The 15,836-nt window shown below is 59.2% G+C and carries 19 protein-coding genes; 9 read left to right on the plus strand and 10 right to left on the minus strand.

Annotated features, from left to right (window positions below):
• Positions 1-33 precede the first annotated feature (33 nt).
• Positions 34-948 (plus strand): LysR family transcriptional regulator, encoded by a 915-nt coding sequence (locus ACWR1S_RS08075; protein ID WP_454563105.1) that lies wholly within the window; start codon positions 34-36, stop codon positions 946-948.
• Here ACWR1S_RS08075 and ACWR1S_RS08080 read toward each other — a convergent pair.
• On the minus strand, positions 938-1,708 hold the full coding sequence (locus ACWR1S_RS08080) for a substrate-binding domain-containing protein (protein ID WP_454563106.1): 771 nt from the start codon (positions 1,706-1,708) through the stop codon (positions 938-940). The two genes, ACWR1S_RS08075 and ACWR1S_RS08080, sit on opposite strands and share 11 nt — an antisense overlap.
• Positions 1,709-1,720: 12 nt before the next feature.
• On the minus strand, positions 1,721-3,013 hold the full coding sequence (gene tcuC, locus ACWR1S_RS08085; protein ID WP_194936312.1) for an MFS transporter: 1,293 nt from the start codon (positions 3,011-3,013) through the stop codon (positions 1,721-1,723).
• Positions 3,014-3,478: 465 nt separating this feature from the next.
• Here tcuC and ACWR1S_RS08090 point away from each other — a divergent pair, with 465 nt between their 5' ends.
• Both ACWR1S_RS08090 and ACWR1S_RS08095 read left to right on the plus strand, forming a co-directional pair.
• Complete coding sequence (locus ACWR1S_RS08090) at positions 3,479-3,784, plus strand: RcnB family protein (RefSeq protein ID WP_454563107.1); 306 nt, start codon at positions 3,479-3,481, stop codon at positions 3,782-3,784.
• A 101-nt stretch (positions 3,785-3,885) separates the two neighbouring features.
• Positions 3,886-4,350, plus strand: coding sequence for a hypothetical protein (locus ACWR1S_RS08095; RefSeq protein WP_093441034.1), 465 nt, complete (start codon positions 3,886-3,888; stop codon positions 4,348-4,350).
• Between the two features lie 5 nt (positions 4,351-4,355).
• On the opposite strand, the gene ACWR1S_RS08100 is transcribed toward ACWR1S_RS08095, so the two are convergent.
• On the minus strand, positions 4,356-5,432 hold the full coding sequence (locus ACWR1S_RS08100) for a diguanylate cyclase domain-containing protein (RefSeq protein ID WP_454563108.1): 1,077 nt from the start codon (positions 5,430-5,432) through the stop codon (positions 4,356-4,358).
• Between the two features lie 163 nt (positions 5,433-5,595).
• Between ACWR1S_RS08100 and ACWR1S_RS08105 the strand changes: the two genes are divergently transcribed.
• Positions 5,596-5,934, plus strand: coding sequence for an FKBP-type peptidyl-prolyl cis-trans isomerase (locus ACWR1S_RS08105; protein ID WP_053121462.1), 339 nt, complete (start codon positions 5,596-5,598; stop codon positions 5,932-5,934).
• Positions 5,935-5,993: 59 nt separating this feature from the next.
• On the opposite strand, the gene ACWR1S_RS08110 is transcribed toward ACWR1S_RS08105, so the two are convergent.
• From ACWR1S_RS08110 to ftrA, 5 genes are all read right to left on the minus strand, one after another.
• The gene (locus tag ACWR1S_RS08110; RefSeq protein ID WP_137216433.1) at positions 5,994-6,329 is read right to left on the minus strand and encodes a hypothetical protein; all 336 of its coding nucleotides are present in this window, start codon (positions 6,327-6,329) and stop codon (positions 5,994-5,996) included.
• Complete coding sequence (locus ACWR1S_RS08115) at positions 6,326-7,564, minus strand: S-type pyocin domain-containing protein (RefSeq protein WP_320413140.1); 1,239 nt, start codon at positions 7,562-7,564, stop codon at positions 6,326-6,328. Before ACWR1S_RS08115 ends, ACWR1S_RS08110 begins: the two co-directional genes overlap by 4 nt.
• A 306-nt stretch (positions 7,565-7,870) precedes the next feature.
• Positions 7,871-8,140, minus strand: a complete 270-nt coding sequence (locus ACWR1S_RS08120; RefSeq protein ID WP_454563109.1) for a hypothetical protein — start codon at positions 8,138-8,140, stop codon at positions 7,871-7,873.
• Positions 8,141-8,142: 2 nt separating this feature from the next.
• Entirely contained in the window at positions 8,143-8,523 is a 381-nt protein-coding gene (locus ACWR1S_RS08125; protein ID WP_150775071.1) for a DUF6124 family protein, read from the minus strand.
• Between the two features lie 437 nt (positions 8,524-8,960).
• Positions 8,961-9,935: a transcriptional regulator FtrA gene (ftrA, locus tag ACWR1S_RS08130; protein WP_454563110.1), complete on the minus strand. Its 975-nt coding sequence runs from the start codon at positions 9,933-9,935 to the stop codon at positions 8,961-8,963.
• Positions 9,936-10,036: 101 nt separating this feature from the next.
• Between ftrA and ACWR1S_RS08135 the strand changes: the two genes are divergently transcribed.
• From ACWR1S_RS08135 to ACWR1S_RS08150, 4 genes are all read left to right on the plus strand, one after another.
• Positions 10,037-10,465, plus strand: coding sequence for a rhodanese-like domain-containing protein (locus tag ACWR1S_RS08135; protein ID WP_454563111.1), 429 nt, complete (start codon positions 10,037-10,039; stop codon positions 10,463-10,465).
• Between the two features lie 247 nt (positions 10,466-10,712).
• On the plus strand, positions 10,713-11,492 hold the full coding sequence (locus ACWR1S_RS08140; protein WP_454563112.1) for an ABC transporter substrate-binding protein: 780 nt from the start codon (positions 10,713-10,715) through the stop codon (positions 11,490-11,492).
• 210 nt (positions 11,493-11,702) lie between these two features.
• Positions 11,703-12,815 carry a succinylglutamate desuccinylase/aspartoacylase family protein gene (locus ACWR1S_RS08145; protein ID WP_454563113.1) on the plus strand — a complete coding sequence of 371 codons (1,113 nt, stop codon included), beginning with the start codon at positions 11,703-11,705 and terminating at the stop codon, positions 12,813-12,815.
• Between the two features lie 178 nt (positions 12,816-12,993).
• Positions 12,994-13,710 carry an alpha/beta hydrolase gene (locus tag ACWR1S_RS08150; protein ID WP_454563114.1) on the plus strand — a complete coding sequence of 239 codons (717 nt, stop codon included), beginning with the start codon at positions 12,994-12,996 and terminating at the stop codon, positions 13,708-13,710.
• Here the strand turns inward: ACWR1S_RS08150 and ACWR1S_RS08155 are convergent.
• A complete protein-coding gene (locus ACWR1S_RS08155; RefSeq protein WP_186624566.1) occupies positions 13,700-14,257 on the minus strand; it encodes a DcrB/PsbP domain-containing protein in 558 nt (185 codons plus the stop codon). The genes ACWR1S_RS08150 and ACWR1S_RS08155 overlap by 11 nt on opposite strands.
• Before the next feature lie 84 nt (positions 14,258-14,341).
• A complete protein-coding gene (locus ACWR1S_RS08160; RefSeq protein ID WP_454563115.1) occupies positions 14,342-15,115 on the minus strand; it encodes a hypothetical protein in 774 nt (257 codons plus the stop codon).
• A gap of 147 nt (positions 15,116-15,262) precedes the next feature.
• On the opposite strand from ACWR1S_RS08160, the gene ACWR1S_RS08165 reads away from it, so the two are divergent.
• Entirely contained in the window at positions 15,263-15,799 is a 537-nt protein-coding gene (locus ACWR1S_RS08165) for a chalcone isomerase family protein (RefSeq protein ID WP_454563116.1), read from the plus strand.
• Positions 15,800-15,836 lie beyond the last annotated feature (37 nt).

Genomic DNA, 15,836 nt, shown 5'->3' on the forward strand with positions numbered 1-15,836 from the left:
TAGCCTAAGCGAATCAATCTCCCGAGTCCCGCCATGGCCATCAACTTCGACCTCAACGACCTGCAAGCCTTTCGCGCCGTGGTCGAGCAGGGCAGTTTCCGCAAGGCCGCCGACACCGTGCGCCTGTCGCAACCGGCGCTGAGCCGGCGCATCGAGAAGCTTGAAGACGCCCTCGGCGTTAAGCTCTTCGAACGCACCACGCGCAAGGTCAGCCTGACCCAGGCCGGACGCGGCTTCATGCCCAGTGTCGAGCGTTTGCTCGATGATCTGGATGTCGCGTTGCTGGGCATCAGCGAAGTCGCTTCGACGCGTCTGGGCCATGTCACCGTCGCCTGCGTGCCTTCGGCGGCGTACTACTTCATGCCGCGCGTGGTCGCGCGCTATCACCAGCAATTTCCACGGATCAAAGTCAAAGTGCTCGACTCCAGCGCGCACGATGTCTTGAGTGCGGTGGTCAATGGCGAGGCGGATTTCGGCTTGAGTTTTCTCGGCACACAGGATGCCAAAGTCGAGTTCGAACCGCTTGTGCAGGAGTGCTACGTCGTCGCTTGTCGCCGCGATCATGCGTTGGCCGGGCGCAGCAGCGTGAGCTGGGACGAGTTCTATCAGCAGGATTACATCTCGCTCGACAAGACCTCCGGCAATCGTTTTCTGCTCGATCAGGCGTTGAGCAGCGTGGTGCCGCAGCGCTCGAGTATCTGCGAAACCCGGCATGTGACGACGATGATCGGTCTGGTGGAGGCGGGGTTGGGCGTGGCGGCGGTGCCGCTGATGGCGATGCCGGGGCCGGATCATCCAATTTTGACGCGGGTGCCGCTGACCGATCCGCAGGTGATGCGCAGTGTTGGCATCATCAAGCGCCGGGGTCGCACGCTGACCCCGGCGGCACTGGAACTGGAGGGGCTGGTGGTGGAAATGAAGGTCCAGCCGCCGATTATCAGCGCTTGACCGAGTCCAGTCCGGTGGCCTGCACGTCAGCTTGCGCGGCCGGCGCGGCGAGATAAGAGAGCAGCGCTTTGGCTTCTTTCGGATGCTGTGCGCCGACCGGAATCCCGGCAGCAAAACGCGTGACCGACTGCACCGATTCCGGAATCTTCGCGACGAAACTCACACCCGGCACTGGCAGCAATTCGCTGACCTGCTGGAAGCCCAGTTGATAGTCGCCGGTGGCAACCACCGAGCCGACCGGGATTTTCGGGATCATTTTTGCCTTCGGTTTCAGCTGATCTTCGATCCCCAGTTTCTTGAACAACTGCTGCTCGATGTAGACGCCGCTGGCGCTGTCGGAGTAAGCCACTGACTGCGCGTCGAGCAGGGTTTTCTTCAAGGCGTCGACGCTGCTGATGTCCGGTTTCGGCGCGCCTTCACGCACCACCAGGCCGATCCGCGAATCCGCCAGCTCAACGCGCGAGGCCGGGTCGACCTTGCCCTGTTTGATCAAGTCATCGAGGGCGTAGCCGACCATGATCACCACGTCGGCGTGCTCGCCGCGCGCGAGACGATTGGGGATCGCTTCGGGGGCTTTACCCATCGACGGGCCGAGGCTGGTGGTCAGTGTGTTGCCGCTGGCGGCGGCGAATTTCGGCCCGAGAATCTTGTAGGCAGCGGTGAAACCGCCGGAGGTCATCACGTTCAATTCCTCGGCCTGGGCCGCGAGGTTGAACGCGAGACCGGCGAGCAGGGCGGTGACAGTAAATAGTTTTTTCATGGCGAGTTTTCCTCAGGCCGCGACAGGTTGCAGACGACCACCGGCACGGCGGTACAGATAAAGAGTGGCGCACAAGGCACACAGCGCACCGATGCTCATCCAGTAACCCGGCGCAGCTTTGTCGCCGGTGTACTGAATCAGGAAGGTCGACATCGCCGGGGTGAAACCACCGAAAATCGCTGTGGCCAGGCTGTAGGCGAGGGAGAAACCGGCAACCCGCACTTCCACCGGCATGATCTCGGTCAGCGCCGGAATCATCGCGCCGTTGTACAAGCCGTAGATAAACGACAGCCACAACAGCGACAGCAACATGTGGCTGAAGCTCGGCGCCTGCACCAGGTACGACAGCGCCGGATAAGTCGTGGCCAAGGCCAGCAGCGACATGGCGATCAGCACCGGACGGCGGCCGATACGGTCGGACAACAGGCCGCCAATCGGCAGCCAGAAGAAGTTCGACACACCGACCAGCAAGGTCACCAGCAACGCGTCGGAGGTGCTCAGGTGCAGCACGGTTTTGCCGAAGGTCGGCGCGTACACGGTGATCAGGTAAAACGCGGTGGTGGTCAGCGCGACCATCAACATGCCGCCAAGTACCACGCCCCAGTTCTGACCGAGGGTGCGGAACACTTCGCCCATGCTCGGGCGGTGTTTGCGCGCGGCGAACTCTTCGGTTTCTGCCAGGTTACGGCGCAGGAAAAAGATGAACGGCACGATCATGCAACCGACGAAAAACGGAATCCGCCAGCCCCAATCGGCAATCACATCCGGCGCCATCCACGCGTTCAGCGCATAGCCCAAAGCGGCGGCGACAATGATCGCCACTTGCTGACTGGCCGACTGCCACGCGGTGAAGAAACCTTTGCGACCCGGCGTGGCGATCTCGGCGAGATACACCGACACACCGCCCAGTTCCGCCCCGGCCGAGAAGCCTTGCAGCAAGCGCCCGATCAACACCAGTGCGGGAGCAAACAGGCCGATGCTTTCGTATCCGGGCACCAGCACAATCAGGATCGTGCCGCTGGCCATGATCGACAGCGTGACGATCAAACCTTTGCGCCGACCGACATCATCGATGTACGCACCGAGCACAATGGCCCCCAGCGGACGCATCAAAAAGCCTGCGCCGAACACCGCAAAGGTCATCATCAGGGAAGCGAACTCACTGCTCGCCGGAAAGAACACCGCCGCGATCTGCGTGGCGTAGAAGCCGAACAGAAAGAAATCGAACTGTTCGAGGAAGTTGCCCGAGGTCACTCGGAAAATGGCGCCGGCCCGCGAGCCGCTGTGTGGGATTGAGGCTGTCATAGAAAAGTACTCCACCGCTTTTATGACGTGCGCGACGGGAGGGCGGCGCACGGTTTTTATTGAGGTGGATGGTGGCGCAGATGTAACAATCTGTTAATTGCATTGTTGGCATGGATTGATGTTCAGGGCGGATCAATGGTTTTTTTGGGGACACATCCATTGCTGCTGTAACGGCTGTTTATGGTTTCGCCACCCCAGCCCTCTCCCGGGGGAGAGGGAGCCGATTTCGGTTGGTTTTGAAACTTGCATTCGGCTCGGTATCGCACGTCGGCGCACTTCTGCCAAACACCTCGGTCAGTCCCCTCTCCCTCCGGGAGAGGGCTAGGGTGAGGGGCTCTTGATTTTGCTTTTGTCTCCAGGACACCCAAATTTCAATGACCTCTAGCGCCCACCCCCGGCAAAAAAGGAATGATTCCCGCCCCACGCAGTCGGAGTTGAGGTACTACCAATTCAGGAGGTTCACCGATGAACAGCAAAACCCTAATCGCCAGCCTGGCCCTCGTCGCCGGCATTGCCGGGATCAGCCCACTTGTTCAAGCGGCGCAAACCTCAAATGAACAGGCCGTCCAATCGCCGACCAGCGACCGTGAACTGAAGGTCAACGACCGCGCCCCGGATATTTATCAGCGCAGTGAAAAAGCCGTCGACTGGAAAGCCAAGGGTCTGAAAAAACCTGTTGATCAGGCGCAATGGGTACAGATCAATGACCAGTACGTCATGGTGATGATCACCAACGGCACCATTGTCGAGATGAAACCGGTCCCGCGTTAAACCTCCGGCAACAATCAGCCATGGACGGTTGATTGCAATCGAGCGCCGTTCGGGTAAAACCCGTGGGGCGTTTCGAGTGAAGGCAAGTCAGGAGCAACAGGTTGGAAAAGAAACCGCTGTACCGCAAAGAAAACACCACCGCCCACAATGTCTGGCGCAACAACCCCGGCGGGCACTACCGGGATCAACGAAACACCAAAGCGCAAAGCCGCAGCGAGGCCACGCGCGGCTCGATGCATGGCATCAAACACCACGGCTACGACTACACGCCGTTGTTTCGTTTTCTGTTATCCCGCGTCGGCGGTCATTGGGATGAGATTTTCAGCGAAGCGGTATCTCGCCTTGATCGGCCAGAGCCGGTGTTCTGGATGGTTGCCATCCACGAAGACGATCGCAAGGACATTGTGCGACTGGGCGAGTCGGCCTACTTCAACGGCCTCTTCGTCGATGAGCAAAAGCAGCTGCAAATCGTCAATCCGCAGCTGAGTGTCGAAGAGATGAAGCCTCATTGCCGTTGCTGCACGCATACCTTCAATGGCGTTCCGTTTGGCCTGCCTGCGGACTGATCGAGCTACTCGACCCGAACCTGATTCATCACCTGCCCACCCCCCAACCGATACTGATTATTGCCACTGCGCTTGGCCTCATACATCGCCAGATCGGCAATGTGCAGCAACCGGTCCATCGCCGTCGCGTGGTCCGGAAACACCGCCACCCCAAGGCTGGTGCCGATGTGGCGTTGGTCGTTGCCGATGCTGATCGGGGGCGACAGTTCGATGAAAATTTTCTGGCAGATGCTGCGGGCTTCGTCCTGCAAACTCAGGCTCGGCGACAGGTCTTGCAGGATCACCACAAACTCATCGCCGCCAATGCGCGCGACGGTGTCGGTGGCGCGCAGGATGCGTTTCAACCGTGTTGCCGTGGTGATCAGCACGCGGTCGCCGGCGGCATGGCCGTAGCGGTCGTTGATGGTTTTGAAACCGTTGAGGTCGACGAACACCAGTGCGACGCGGGTCTCGGTCTGCCGCGCGTGATCCAGTGCTTCGGACAAGCGTTGTTCCAGCACCAAGCGATTGGGCAGCCCGGTCAGCGGATCGAAGTGGGCGAGGTGCTGCAGGTAGCTGGCCGAGGCTTTTTCTTCGGTGATGTCGCGCACCACGCCCATCATCTTGACCACCGCATCGTGGTCGTTGTGCACCACGTTGCCGGTTTCCCGCAGCCAGCGAATCGTGCCGTCGGGCCAGACCACGCGGTATTCCTCATCATGGTTTTCGCCGGTTTCCAGGCAACGCAGTTCGCCTTCGCGCACCTTGGTGCGGTCATCCGGATGGACACAGGAACAGAACAACGCATAGGACGGCGTAATCTCGCCGATCTTGAAGCCGAACATGCCGTAAATCGCATCCGACCAGTACAGCCGGTCCGTGTCGACTTCCCAGTCCCACGTACCGATGCGCGCAAAGTATTGGCTGCGTTTGAAACGCTCGACGTCGCCGTCCTGCTGAATGTTCTGGCCGTCGGCGGCCCGTCTCAGCAGATCCCGGTAGTGCGCGAGCTGCCGGCGCAAACCGCGTTCGCGCCACAGCAGCAGGGCGATGATGGCGAGCATGCTCGCGCCCATGGCAAGGCTGATCCAGAACAGAGTCATTCGGGCGCTGCCAGCATGGCGGGTCGATCCGTGGGGTAGTGGCGGTTGGCTATGTTAATGCTTCAATACTCGGTTCCGATACCACGTTGATCTGCGCTGGCAGGTTGCCAATCACCGGCATTTCTGGGAAAACGGCGGCCGGCTGAACAATAGAGTGAATGTTATGAATGATGAACTGCAGGTAATCGATCTTCAGGTCGGCGAAGGCAAAGCCGCTGTCAAAGGCGCGCTGATCACCACCCAATACACCGGTTGGCTGGAAGACGGCAGCGAGTTCGATTCTTCCTACAGCCGCGGCAAACCTTTTCAGTGCGTGATTGGCACCGGGCGCGTGATCAAGGGGTGGGATCAGGGTTTGATGGGGATGCAGGTGGGGGGCAAACGTAAATTGCTGGTGCCGGCGCATCTGGGGTATGGCGAGCGGACGATGGGCAAGATCCCGCCGAATTCGAATCTGGTGTTTGAGATTGAGTTGTTGGAAGTGCTGACGCGGGAGGATTGAGGTGGGGGGCGTTGATCTGGATGAAGTCCGTTACTTCATCCAAATGCCGTCAGGGTGGATCAGGTGAATACGTCTATGTCGTCAAGCGTGTCTTCGATGATTCCTTGCAGTGAAGGGTGCGTTTGCTTGGCTGATTCGAGTGCCGCAAAAACTGTTTCAGTATCCAGCTCGCCATGTCGGCGAGCGATGTGCCCGAGTGCAGTCGCCGCAGCGGCCACAATTGCTTCGGCTGTGCTGGTGAGGTGTTTCAGGCAGATGTCCTGAGCCCATTTTCTATCGGTTTCATTCAGGCCAATGGATACGAGTGCGGCGATTACGTTTGCATCCTTGTCACTGGAAAGGAGTCTTATGGCCTCGTCATGGCTTATGGATGGATCTTGATAGATGAGGCTCACTTTGTATCTCCCAGGATTCTGCCTTTGTTGTCTACTTTTTTAGCCTTGATCAGCGCATTTTTCATATCTTGGTGAAGTTTATCCCATGGCCTTACGTGGCCGTGATAGACATCTCCACCTGTGCGATCGAAGACGACTAGCTCATTTGTTTCTGGATCAACTCCGATTCTACGTGGTGATGTAGGTTTGACCTGAACCGAGTTTTCTAGCGCTTCCTGACCATTGGTTGGTCCTTTACTTTTTATGGATGTATCTGTTTTGCCGTGGTAACTGGCTGCATCGAACTCAAGCGCCAAAACAATGTAAAGGGGTTTAATTCCCGAGTTTGGAGGAAAAACAAGGATGAAATCTCGGTACTCAGGCGGGTAAACCGGATTAACGATGATCTTGTCTGCTTGCTCAGTCGGCGGGTAAATCCAAATTTGGGGTATTCGTGGCGTGCTTTCCAACGGTGGAATTACCGTTGTCTTGGTGGGGTCTACGGCGGGTGTCCAGATCAATTTTGCGCCATTACCGAAATCTGCGACTTGATGGGTGCCTTGCTTCACGAATCGTACGACAGGAATCATCTCCCAATCGCTGCGCGTCTGGGTGTTGTACCCATATCCTTTCAAGGTGCCGTCGGCTTGTTGTTCTAAACGCAATCGGACACGAGTGCGACCTTTCTCAAGCGATTTAAGTTGTTCTTCTGTGTATAGCGAGCTGTCGCCCAAACTCGAAGGCCAAAGCAGAGCAACCATGCCGAGCAATGCACCAGCGACAACACCTCCCGTCACTGCACTTGCACCACTCACCGCACTTGCGCCTGGGCTTGCAGTGGTAGTCGTAGCTAATAGAAGCGTTCCTGCCGCAGCGGGAAAATTACGGCCTCCTACTTTTTTTAGCGGGATGTTCCCAGCAGTGTCTCGCTCGCGGCCGCCCAACAAAGACAACTCTCCAAAATCAGCCAACTTCTCGACCGGAATAAATCCGGTACTACTGACATGGTTGATTACACCATCCGGAAGCTGGCAGCTTTTAGCGAACACGCAACCTTTTGCATCGGGCATAGGCTGTTGTGGTTGTTTGATTAGGCTATTTTCGTAGGCTTGCTGTCTGGCAAGCATGTCGTCATAGGCGGTTTGTCTAGCTTCCCGCTCTGCCAACTCGCTGTCGGTCATATAGCGGCTAGTGATGTGGTGTCCGTCACCGGCCGGTGGGTTTTGAACCCGAGGTCTGTCTGTCTTTCGCGCCATGAGCGTCCTTGTTCTTTCGTCAGAAAACGATGCGGACGCTAAATGAATGGACGTTTGATGGATGTAGGACGGGTCTGAAATTGCGACAGTTGTTACAAGTGTAAAAAATCAGGATGGGTACATCGGCAGGTACGCCAACTCGCTCGGGCCTTCCTATGGTCTGGTTTTCAGATATCTGTTAGCAGAAAGAACGCCATCGCGAGCAGGCTCACTCCTACAGTTGATCGCGGATGCTCATGGGATTTGAGTACACCGCAGATCTAGTGTGGGAGCGAGCCTGCTCGCGAAGAACGATCACGCGGTCAATCAGGCTGCGTACGCCATCTCGGCCAGTGTGTCGGCCACGGTTCTTTGCAGTGAGGGGAACCGGCGGGTTACGCGGCGCAGTGCGGGTAGCACGGCGTCGATTTCCAGTTCATCGAGTTGGGGAAGGACGGTGACGGCGGAGGCGACGATGGATTCGCGTTCGCTTTCAAAGAGCACCAGGCAGGTGTTCTGCGCCCAGCGTCCGTCCCGTTCGTTGAAACCCATCGCCACCAGTGCCGCGACGACTTGTGCATCGGTTTTGTTGGACATGTTTATTGCCTCAGGGCGGGTTCGATTTTGTCGAGGGCGCGGTTGACCGCGAGTTCGCCGAGCATGACCACTTGCTGGATGCCGAGCACGGTGTTGCGGTAGGGCGAGTCGAGCAGGGCGGCGAAGTCGCTGAGCATGACGCTGGCCGACGCCATGGATTCGCAGGCGTGGGCCATGAGGTCTTCGGCGCCGGTGTTAGGGTCGACGAGGAACATGGTGCTGGGTCTGCGCGGTGGTGAAGGCGGTGTGGGTTTCAGGTAATGGTCGAGGGCGCGTTCGGCGGCTTCGTGGAGTTTTCTGGAACCCGGGGTGGAATAGGGGGACGTTGGATTTGGATCGATTTCCGCGTCTGTTTCGGGCGGATTTGGCGTAATTTTGAACATATGCTGGGAAACCTCAATGAGGCTGACACCGTTCTGCGACTAAACATTAGGTGGCAGCTATACGCAGGTTAGTCGACCGGCATCCCAAGCATTACCGGCGCGCTCGAAAGCGCCCTACGCATAGCCGCCATTGAGTGCAGGCATGGAGATGCCAGACTGAATAACTGCTTGCAAGCTAGAGATGAAACCGAGCGACTAAACCCGATCACTGAACATTCAGTGACGCGAACCAAGTTACCGGCAGCTCCCAAGCCGCACAAGCCGGCGGATTCTGGCGTAGTTGTAGGCAAAGGCGCAAGGCGCTGTAGCCTTGTGGCTGATGTCTAAATGATGCTGCGTTTTACCCGGCGCTTTCGCGAGCAAGCTCGCTCCCACAGGGGAAACGCATTCCAAACTGTGGGAGCGAGCTTGCTCGCGAAGGCGCCTTCAAAATCACCTCAGGAATCGACCCTGACCTCACGCCCAAACCGCTCCCGATACACCGACGGCGGCACACCCACCACGCCTCGAAACGCCACACGAAAACTCTCCACCGACCGATAACCGCAACGCTCGGCAATCTGCTCGGTGTTATGCGGCGTACTCTCCAGCAACTCCCGCGCCCGCGCCAACCGTTCATGCTGCAACCACGCCTTCGGCGACTGCCCACTGGCCTCGGTAAAACGCCGCAGAAACGTGCGCTCACTCATCGCCGCTTCACTGGCCAGATCACGCACTTCCAGCGGTTCATGCAAACGCTCGCGCGCCCACTGCATCACCCGCGACAGATCATTGCGCGGCGTCGGGCTGACCGGTGTCGGAATGAACTGCGCCTGACCGCCGGTGCGTTGCGGCGACATCACCAGGCGCCGCGCCACCGAGTTGGCGACTTGCGTGCCGAAGTCCCGCGCCACCAGATGCAGGCAGGCATCGATCCCGGCCGCGCTGCCCGCCGAAGTGATCAATTGCCCGGAGTCGACATAAAGCACGTCCGGATCGACGGCAATCGCCGGGAAGCGCTGCGCCAGTTCCGCCGTGTAACGCCAATGGGTGGTGGCGCCATGCCCGTCAAGCAGGCCGGTGGCCGCCAGCACAAATACACCGGAGCAGATCGACAGCAATCGCGCGCCCCGGGCATGGGCCTGACGCAACGCGTCGAGCAATTCTTCCGGCACCGCCGCGTTGCGATCACGCCAGCCGGGAATGATGATGGTGCGCGCTTCGGCCAACAATTCCAGACCGCCGTCGGCCAGCACCTGAATGCCGCCCAAGGCGCGCATCGGGCCCTGATCGACCGCCGCAATGGCGTGGGTGTACCACGGGAAATCGAACTCCGGCCGGGTCAGGCCGAAGACCTCCACGGCAATGCCGAACTCGAATGTGCAGAGGCCGTCGTAGGCCAGAATCGCGACCAGACCTGGTGATGTCGGCATTTGGCGGAAAATTCCCGGTGAGTGTCTTGTGCGCCACTGTAGCCGCAAGCGGCCGCTCGTTAAAGTCTGCTCACACCCGTTCAGATAAAGGAGCAACACCCATGGTCAGTCTGGTTCGCGACATCCCTGCCGCTCCGTCGGCAATCGCCCTGATGCACTTCAGCAATCGTCTGACTTTCGAAACCGATTGTTCTGACGTGTTCAGCAGCCAGGAGGCCGGCGAGATCGATTTTGTCCTGGTCGATGTCCGTGGGCCGCTGGCCTTTGAGCGCGGGCATGTGCCGGGCGCGATCAATATCCCGAACCGTTTGCTGACGGCGGCAGAACTGGCGAACTACCCGAAAACCACGCTGTTCGTGGTCTATTGCGCCGGCCCGCACTGCAACGGCGCGAACAAGGCAGCGGTGAAACTGGCGGCACTGGGTTACCCGGTCAAGGAGATGATTGGCGGCGTTACTGGATGGCTGGATGAAGGCTTTCAACTGAGCGTTGAGCCAGTCGGCAAAACCGCCATCGGCTGCGAATGCTGACGTCCGTTTAAGAGAATTCCTGAGCAAAAAAAGCGCTTGTCCTACAGCCTTTGCACCACGACGGCGCACCCGTTGACACCGGTCAATCGGTGCGCCGATCTTTCATAAGTATTTGTCGCTTAAACACAATTTGCCCTGTGCGCGCCGCCATAGACTGCCGGCCACTTCGGTGTTTGTAGCCAATTGGCCATGACCGAACGCTGAATCGAAAGCTGCCAATAAAAGCCTCCGCACACAGGAGTTATAAATGAAGAAGCTAGTGATGTTCGGTGCCCTGGCACTGTCGATGTTGTCCCTGACCGCTGTGGCCGAAGACGCCAAGCCGATCCGCATCGGTATCGAAGCCGGTTACCCGCCATTCTCGATGAAAACCCCTGACGGCAAACTCGACGGTTTCGACGTCGATATCGGCGATGCGCTGTGCGCGCAGATGAAAGTCGAATGCACCTGGGTCGAGCAAGAGTTCGATGGCCTGATCCCGGCGCTGAAAGTGAAGAAGATCGACGCGATTCTGTCGTCGATGACCATCACCGATGATCGCAAGAAAAACGTCGATTTCACCATCAAGTACTACCACACCCCGGCGCGCTTCGTGATGAAGGCAGGCTCCGGTGTCAAAGACCCGCTGACCGAGCTCAAGGGCAAGAAAGTCGGTGTGCTGCGTGCCAGTACCCACGACCGTTACGCCACCGAAGTATTGGTGCCAGCCGGGATCGATCTGGTGCGCTACGGCTCGCAGCAGGAAGCCAACCTCGACATGGTTTCCGGGCGTATCGACGCGATGCTGGCCGACTCGGTCAACCTCAGCGACGGTTTCCTGAAAACCGACGCCGGCAAAGGTTTTGAATTCGTTGGCCCGACCTACGAAGACGCCAAGTACTTCGGCGGCGGCGCTGGCATTGCGGTGCGCAAGGGCGATACCGCGCTGGCCGAGCAATTCAACAAAGCCATCACCGAAATCCGCGCCAATGGCGAGTACAAGAAAGTCCAGGACAAGTACTTCGACTTTGATGTGTACGGCCATTAATACGCCGTAGAAAAAAGTGGCCCCGTTTGCGCGGTGGCCACTTTTTTTATGCTTTCTTTCTACTGATGGAGATCCCTGTGGGAGCGAGCTTGCTCGCGAATTCGGTTTAACATTCAACATCTTTATTGACTGTCAAATTGCATTCGCGAGCAAGCTCGCTCCCACAGGGATCTCATTGATCCAGATCTACCAGACTGCAGGAGTCTTCCCATGCAACGCATCGACCATGTTCTGCCCTGGAGCCACTTGGGCAGCGAGCGCTCGCTCAGCGTGTTTCGCTATGGCGCGGGCACCCGCAAGGTGTACATCCAGGCCAGCCTGCACGCCGACGAACTGCCGGGCATGCGCACCGCGTGGGAACTCAAGCAACGCCTCAATGAACTCGAGCAGCAGGGCCGTTTGCAGGGCGTGATCGAGCTGGTGCCGGTGGCCAACCCGATCGGCCTCGATCAACACGTGCAAGGCGCGCACATGGGCCGCTTCGAATTGGGCAGCGGCAAGAATTTCAACCGCGCCTTCGTCGAACTCAGCGCACCGGTCGCGGCGTTGATCGGTGCGCGTCTGGGCGCGGATGCCGAGGCCAACGTTGCGCTGATCCGTCAAGCCATGGGTCAGGTCTTCGATGAGCTGCCGGCCCCAGCCTCGCAACTGGAAGCGTTGCATCGTTTGTTGCTGCGCCATGCCTGCGATGCCGACATCACCCTCGATCTGCATTGCGATTTCGACGCGGCGATTCACTTGTACGCGCTGCCGCAGCACTGGCCACAGTGGCAATCATTGGCGGCGCGTCTGAAGGCCGGCGTGGCATTGCTGTGTGAGGATTCCGGCGGCAGTTCGTTCGATGAATCCTGCTCGACGCCTTGGCTGCGTCTGGCGCGGGCATTCCCGAATGCCGCGATTCCGGCGGCGAACCTGGCGACCACGCTGGAACTGGGCAGCATGGGCGACACCCGGGTCGATCAGGCGCAGGCCAATTGTGAGGCGATTCTCGGTTTCCTCGCCGAGCAGGGTTTTATCAGCGGCGAGTGGCCGACGGCGCCGAGCGAGTGCTGCGAAGGCCTGCCGTTCGAGGGCACCGAATACCTGTTTGCGCCGCACCATGGTGTGGTCAGTTTTCTGCGCAATGCCGGCGAGTGGGTGGAGCAGGGCGATGCGCTGTTTGAAGTGGTCGATCCGTTGCAGGATCACGTCACCACCGTGCGCGCTGGCACCAGCGGGGTGTTGTTTGCGCTGGATCGCGGGCGTTACACCGAGCCGGGGATCTGGCAGGCGAAAGTGGCGGGGCGGGTGGCGTTTCGTACAGGCAAATTGACCAACGACTGACGATCTTCACTGGATTCACTGGCCCTTTCGCGAGCAAGCTCGCTCCCACAGGGGAATGTATTTCCAATGTGGGAGCGAGCTTGCTCGCGAAGGGGCCATCAGCAGCACCCAACATGTTGATCCTCGCCGCAGGATGTTAGGCTCCCCCCGAACCCGACTCTCCGTGAAGGAAGGCTCTATGTTGAAGGTCTTTGCTCTCTTGACCCTGCTGGCGTCCAGCGCCGTGCAGGCGCAAACCACGTTGCAATCCGATCTGCCGCTCAAGTACATCGAGCAGGTGCACGCTGACGCCGAGGCGCGACCGCTGGTGATTTTTCTGCACGGCTACGGCAGTAACGAAGCCGATCTGATCGGCATGAAATTTCAGCTGCCGGCGCAATACAACTACCTGTCGGTGCAAGCACCGTTGTCGCTCGGTGAAGGGCGTTTCCAGTGGTTTCGCAAGAAAGGTGAAGGTGCCTACAACGGCGAGACCGATGATCTGAAGGTCAGTGGCCAGAAGCTGCGCGACTTTATCGCGCAAGCGGCGCAGAAATATCACACCACCCCGAGCAAGGTGTACCTGATCGGCTTCAGCCAGGGCGCGATGATGACCTACGAGGTGGGACTGCGGCCGCCAGTCGCTGTCGGCGGGATCGCTGCGTTGAGCGGGCGTTTATTGCCAGTGTTGAAAGCTGAACTCAAAGGCGAGCAGCAGCCGTTGCCGCTGAGTATCTTTATCGGCCACGGCACCGCCGATGATCGCGTGCCGTACCACGACGGCACCGAGGCCAATGCGCAGCTACAGAAGCTGGGCTACAAGCCGCAGTTCCATGCCTATCCCGGCGTCGGCCACAGTATCAGTGCGGCCGAGCTGCGCGACTTGAGTGGCTGGCTGCAGCAGCTCAATCCTTGAGGATGGTTTTCACCAAAGCATCGTGACCTTTCTTGTCGCTGGCGCGGGAGATCACCTGCACCAGCGCCATTTTCGTCCCGGAGCCGGCCATCAGCGTAGTGTTGAGGGTCTGGCCGCCGCCCTGGGTCGCGGTGCTGTCGACCTGACGCAGGCCAAGGCCGGTGCCTTTCTGGGTCAGGCTTTTTTCGCTGAGTTTGTTGAAGTCCGGCAGGGCCTTGCGTTGGTCGTCGATGAAGCTCGAGACGGTGCTGTCGAGGAACTGGCCGTCGTTGTCCTTGACGTGCTGGCCTTCGGGGATTTGGTTTTCAGCGGTAATGACCACGGTTTTTGTGGCCTCGTTGGTGTACATCGTGCCCTTGGTTCCGCTCGGGCTGGCCGGCAGCGGGTCGGCGATGAAACCTTTAGGCAGCACAAAAGTGAATTTGCCATCGAGCATCGAGACTTTCTCGGCGCTGGCTTTTTCCTTCGCTGCTTGCGCGTGGAGGGCGCCGAAACCGGCGAGGGCCGCCACCAGCAGGACGACGGCTTTTTTGCTCAACAATGACATGTGAATCTCCGGTGGATGGTCGCGCGAGGCGGGCGATCATCCCACGGAGGGGGGCGGGCGTTCCAGCGCGAATCGTCTGACCGGTTACTGCGCCTGCGCTTTCGCCAGTGGACGGGCCAACAGGCGTTTGGTCACGCCGAGCATGGCCACCGACACCGCAACGCCGACGGCAAATCCGCTCAGCCCCATGGTTGGCAAGGTCAATGCCGAGACCAGACAAAATGCCGAGAACGAATACATGCCGGTTGCCGTCGCCCGTAACAACGCGGCGGTAAATGCCGGGCCGCGCGTCTGTTGCGAGAACACCGCCATCACACTGCCTAGCACCGGGAACACCGCGAGCAAACCGCTCCAGCGCTCGCCGACGGTGCTGGCGAGCATCGTCACCACTAGCGTCAACGCGGCGCCGGCGATCATTCGCCAGATCAGTTTGTCCGACTTCGGCGCCGGGCCGTTCAATACCGGTTGCACGGTGGGAAACAGGTATGGCGATGCCAGCAGCGCAATCGCCGCCACTGCCACTGAAAACGGTAGCGACGCCGGGATCAACGACAACACCCACGCGATGATGGCCCACACCGACAGCGACGCCGTCAGCGCCAGCGGCCAATTCGTCCGTTGCGCGACCTGCGCGTAGGTGATGCAGAACGCAATCATCGCGAACATCGCCGATAACGCCGCCACCGCCGACTGCGCGGCAAACGCCGGACCTTGCTCAATGGCGAGGAAAAACAGAATCGGCCCGACCACCACCGGCAATCCCGACAGCCACCCGGCCACGCTCGGCCCCCAGCGTTTGCCCGCCAGGGAAATCAGCAGCAGAAAACCGGGAATCAGCAGCAGTTTGAGGATCAGCACGCAGGAGTCTCCATCCGTTGAAGGTTCGCCACGTTAGCATTGTCGATCGGCGATTGCTGCCTATGTGCGCAGTTTTTGTATACAAAGTGCCGGCGGCGATACCCGGCTATGCTTTGACTATCAGGGCTTGCCGGAGTCGATACCGCGATGAACAGAACACCGAAGGTGTTGCGCGGATGCTGCGGCATCGGCTTGTGGGCGCTGTTGCTGACGCCGACCTGGGCCAATTGGCAGGACGCCGTACCCGGTGCGCAGATCATCGGCACTGGCGATTTCAGCGTGTTCGGTTTCGATGTCTACAACGCGCGCCTGTGGAGTGCCGCGCGGCCCTTGGTCGACGGCCAGCCATTTGCGCTGGAGTTGATCTATCGCCGCAACATCTCCCGCGATGATCTGGTCAAGGCCAGCGTCGACGAAATCAAACGGCTGGCCGGTGCCCGCGTCAGCCCGGCGCAATTGGCCGGGTGGCAGGTACAGATGCAGCAATCGTTTGTCGATGTGCAGGCTGGCACGCGGATTACCGGGGTGTATCTGCCGGGGCAGGGTGCGCGGTTTTTTGTCGGTCAGCAGTTGCAGCACGAGATCAATGACCCGCTGTTTGCCCGGGCATTTTTTGATATCTGGCTGGATCCGCGCACACGCAGTCCGGAGTTGCGCGAACAGTTGTTGGGGGTGAGTCGATAGATTTTTTTGCGCTTCAAGGCTCAGGCGGAAACCTCTA

This window comes from Pseudomonas sp. AIG, assembly GCF_977020205.1.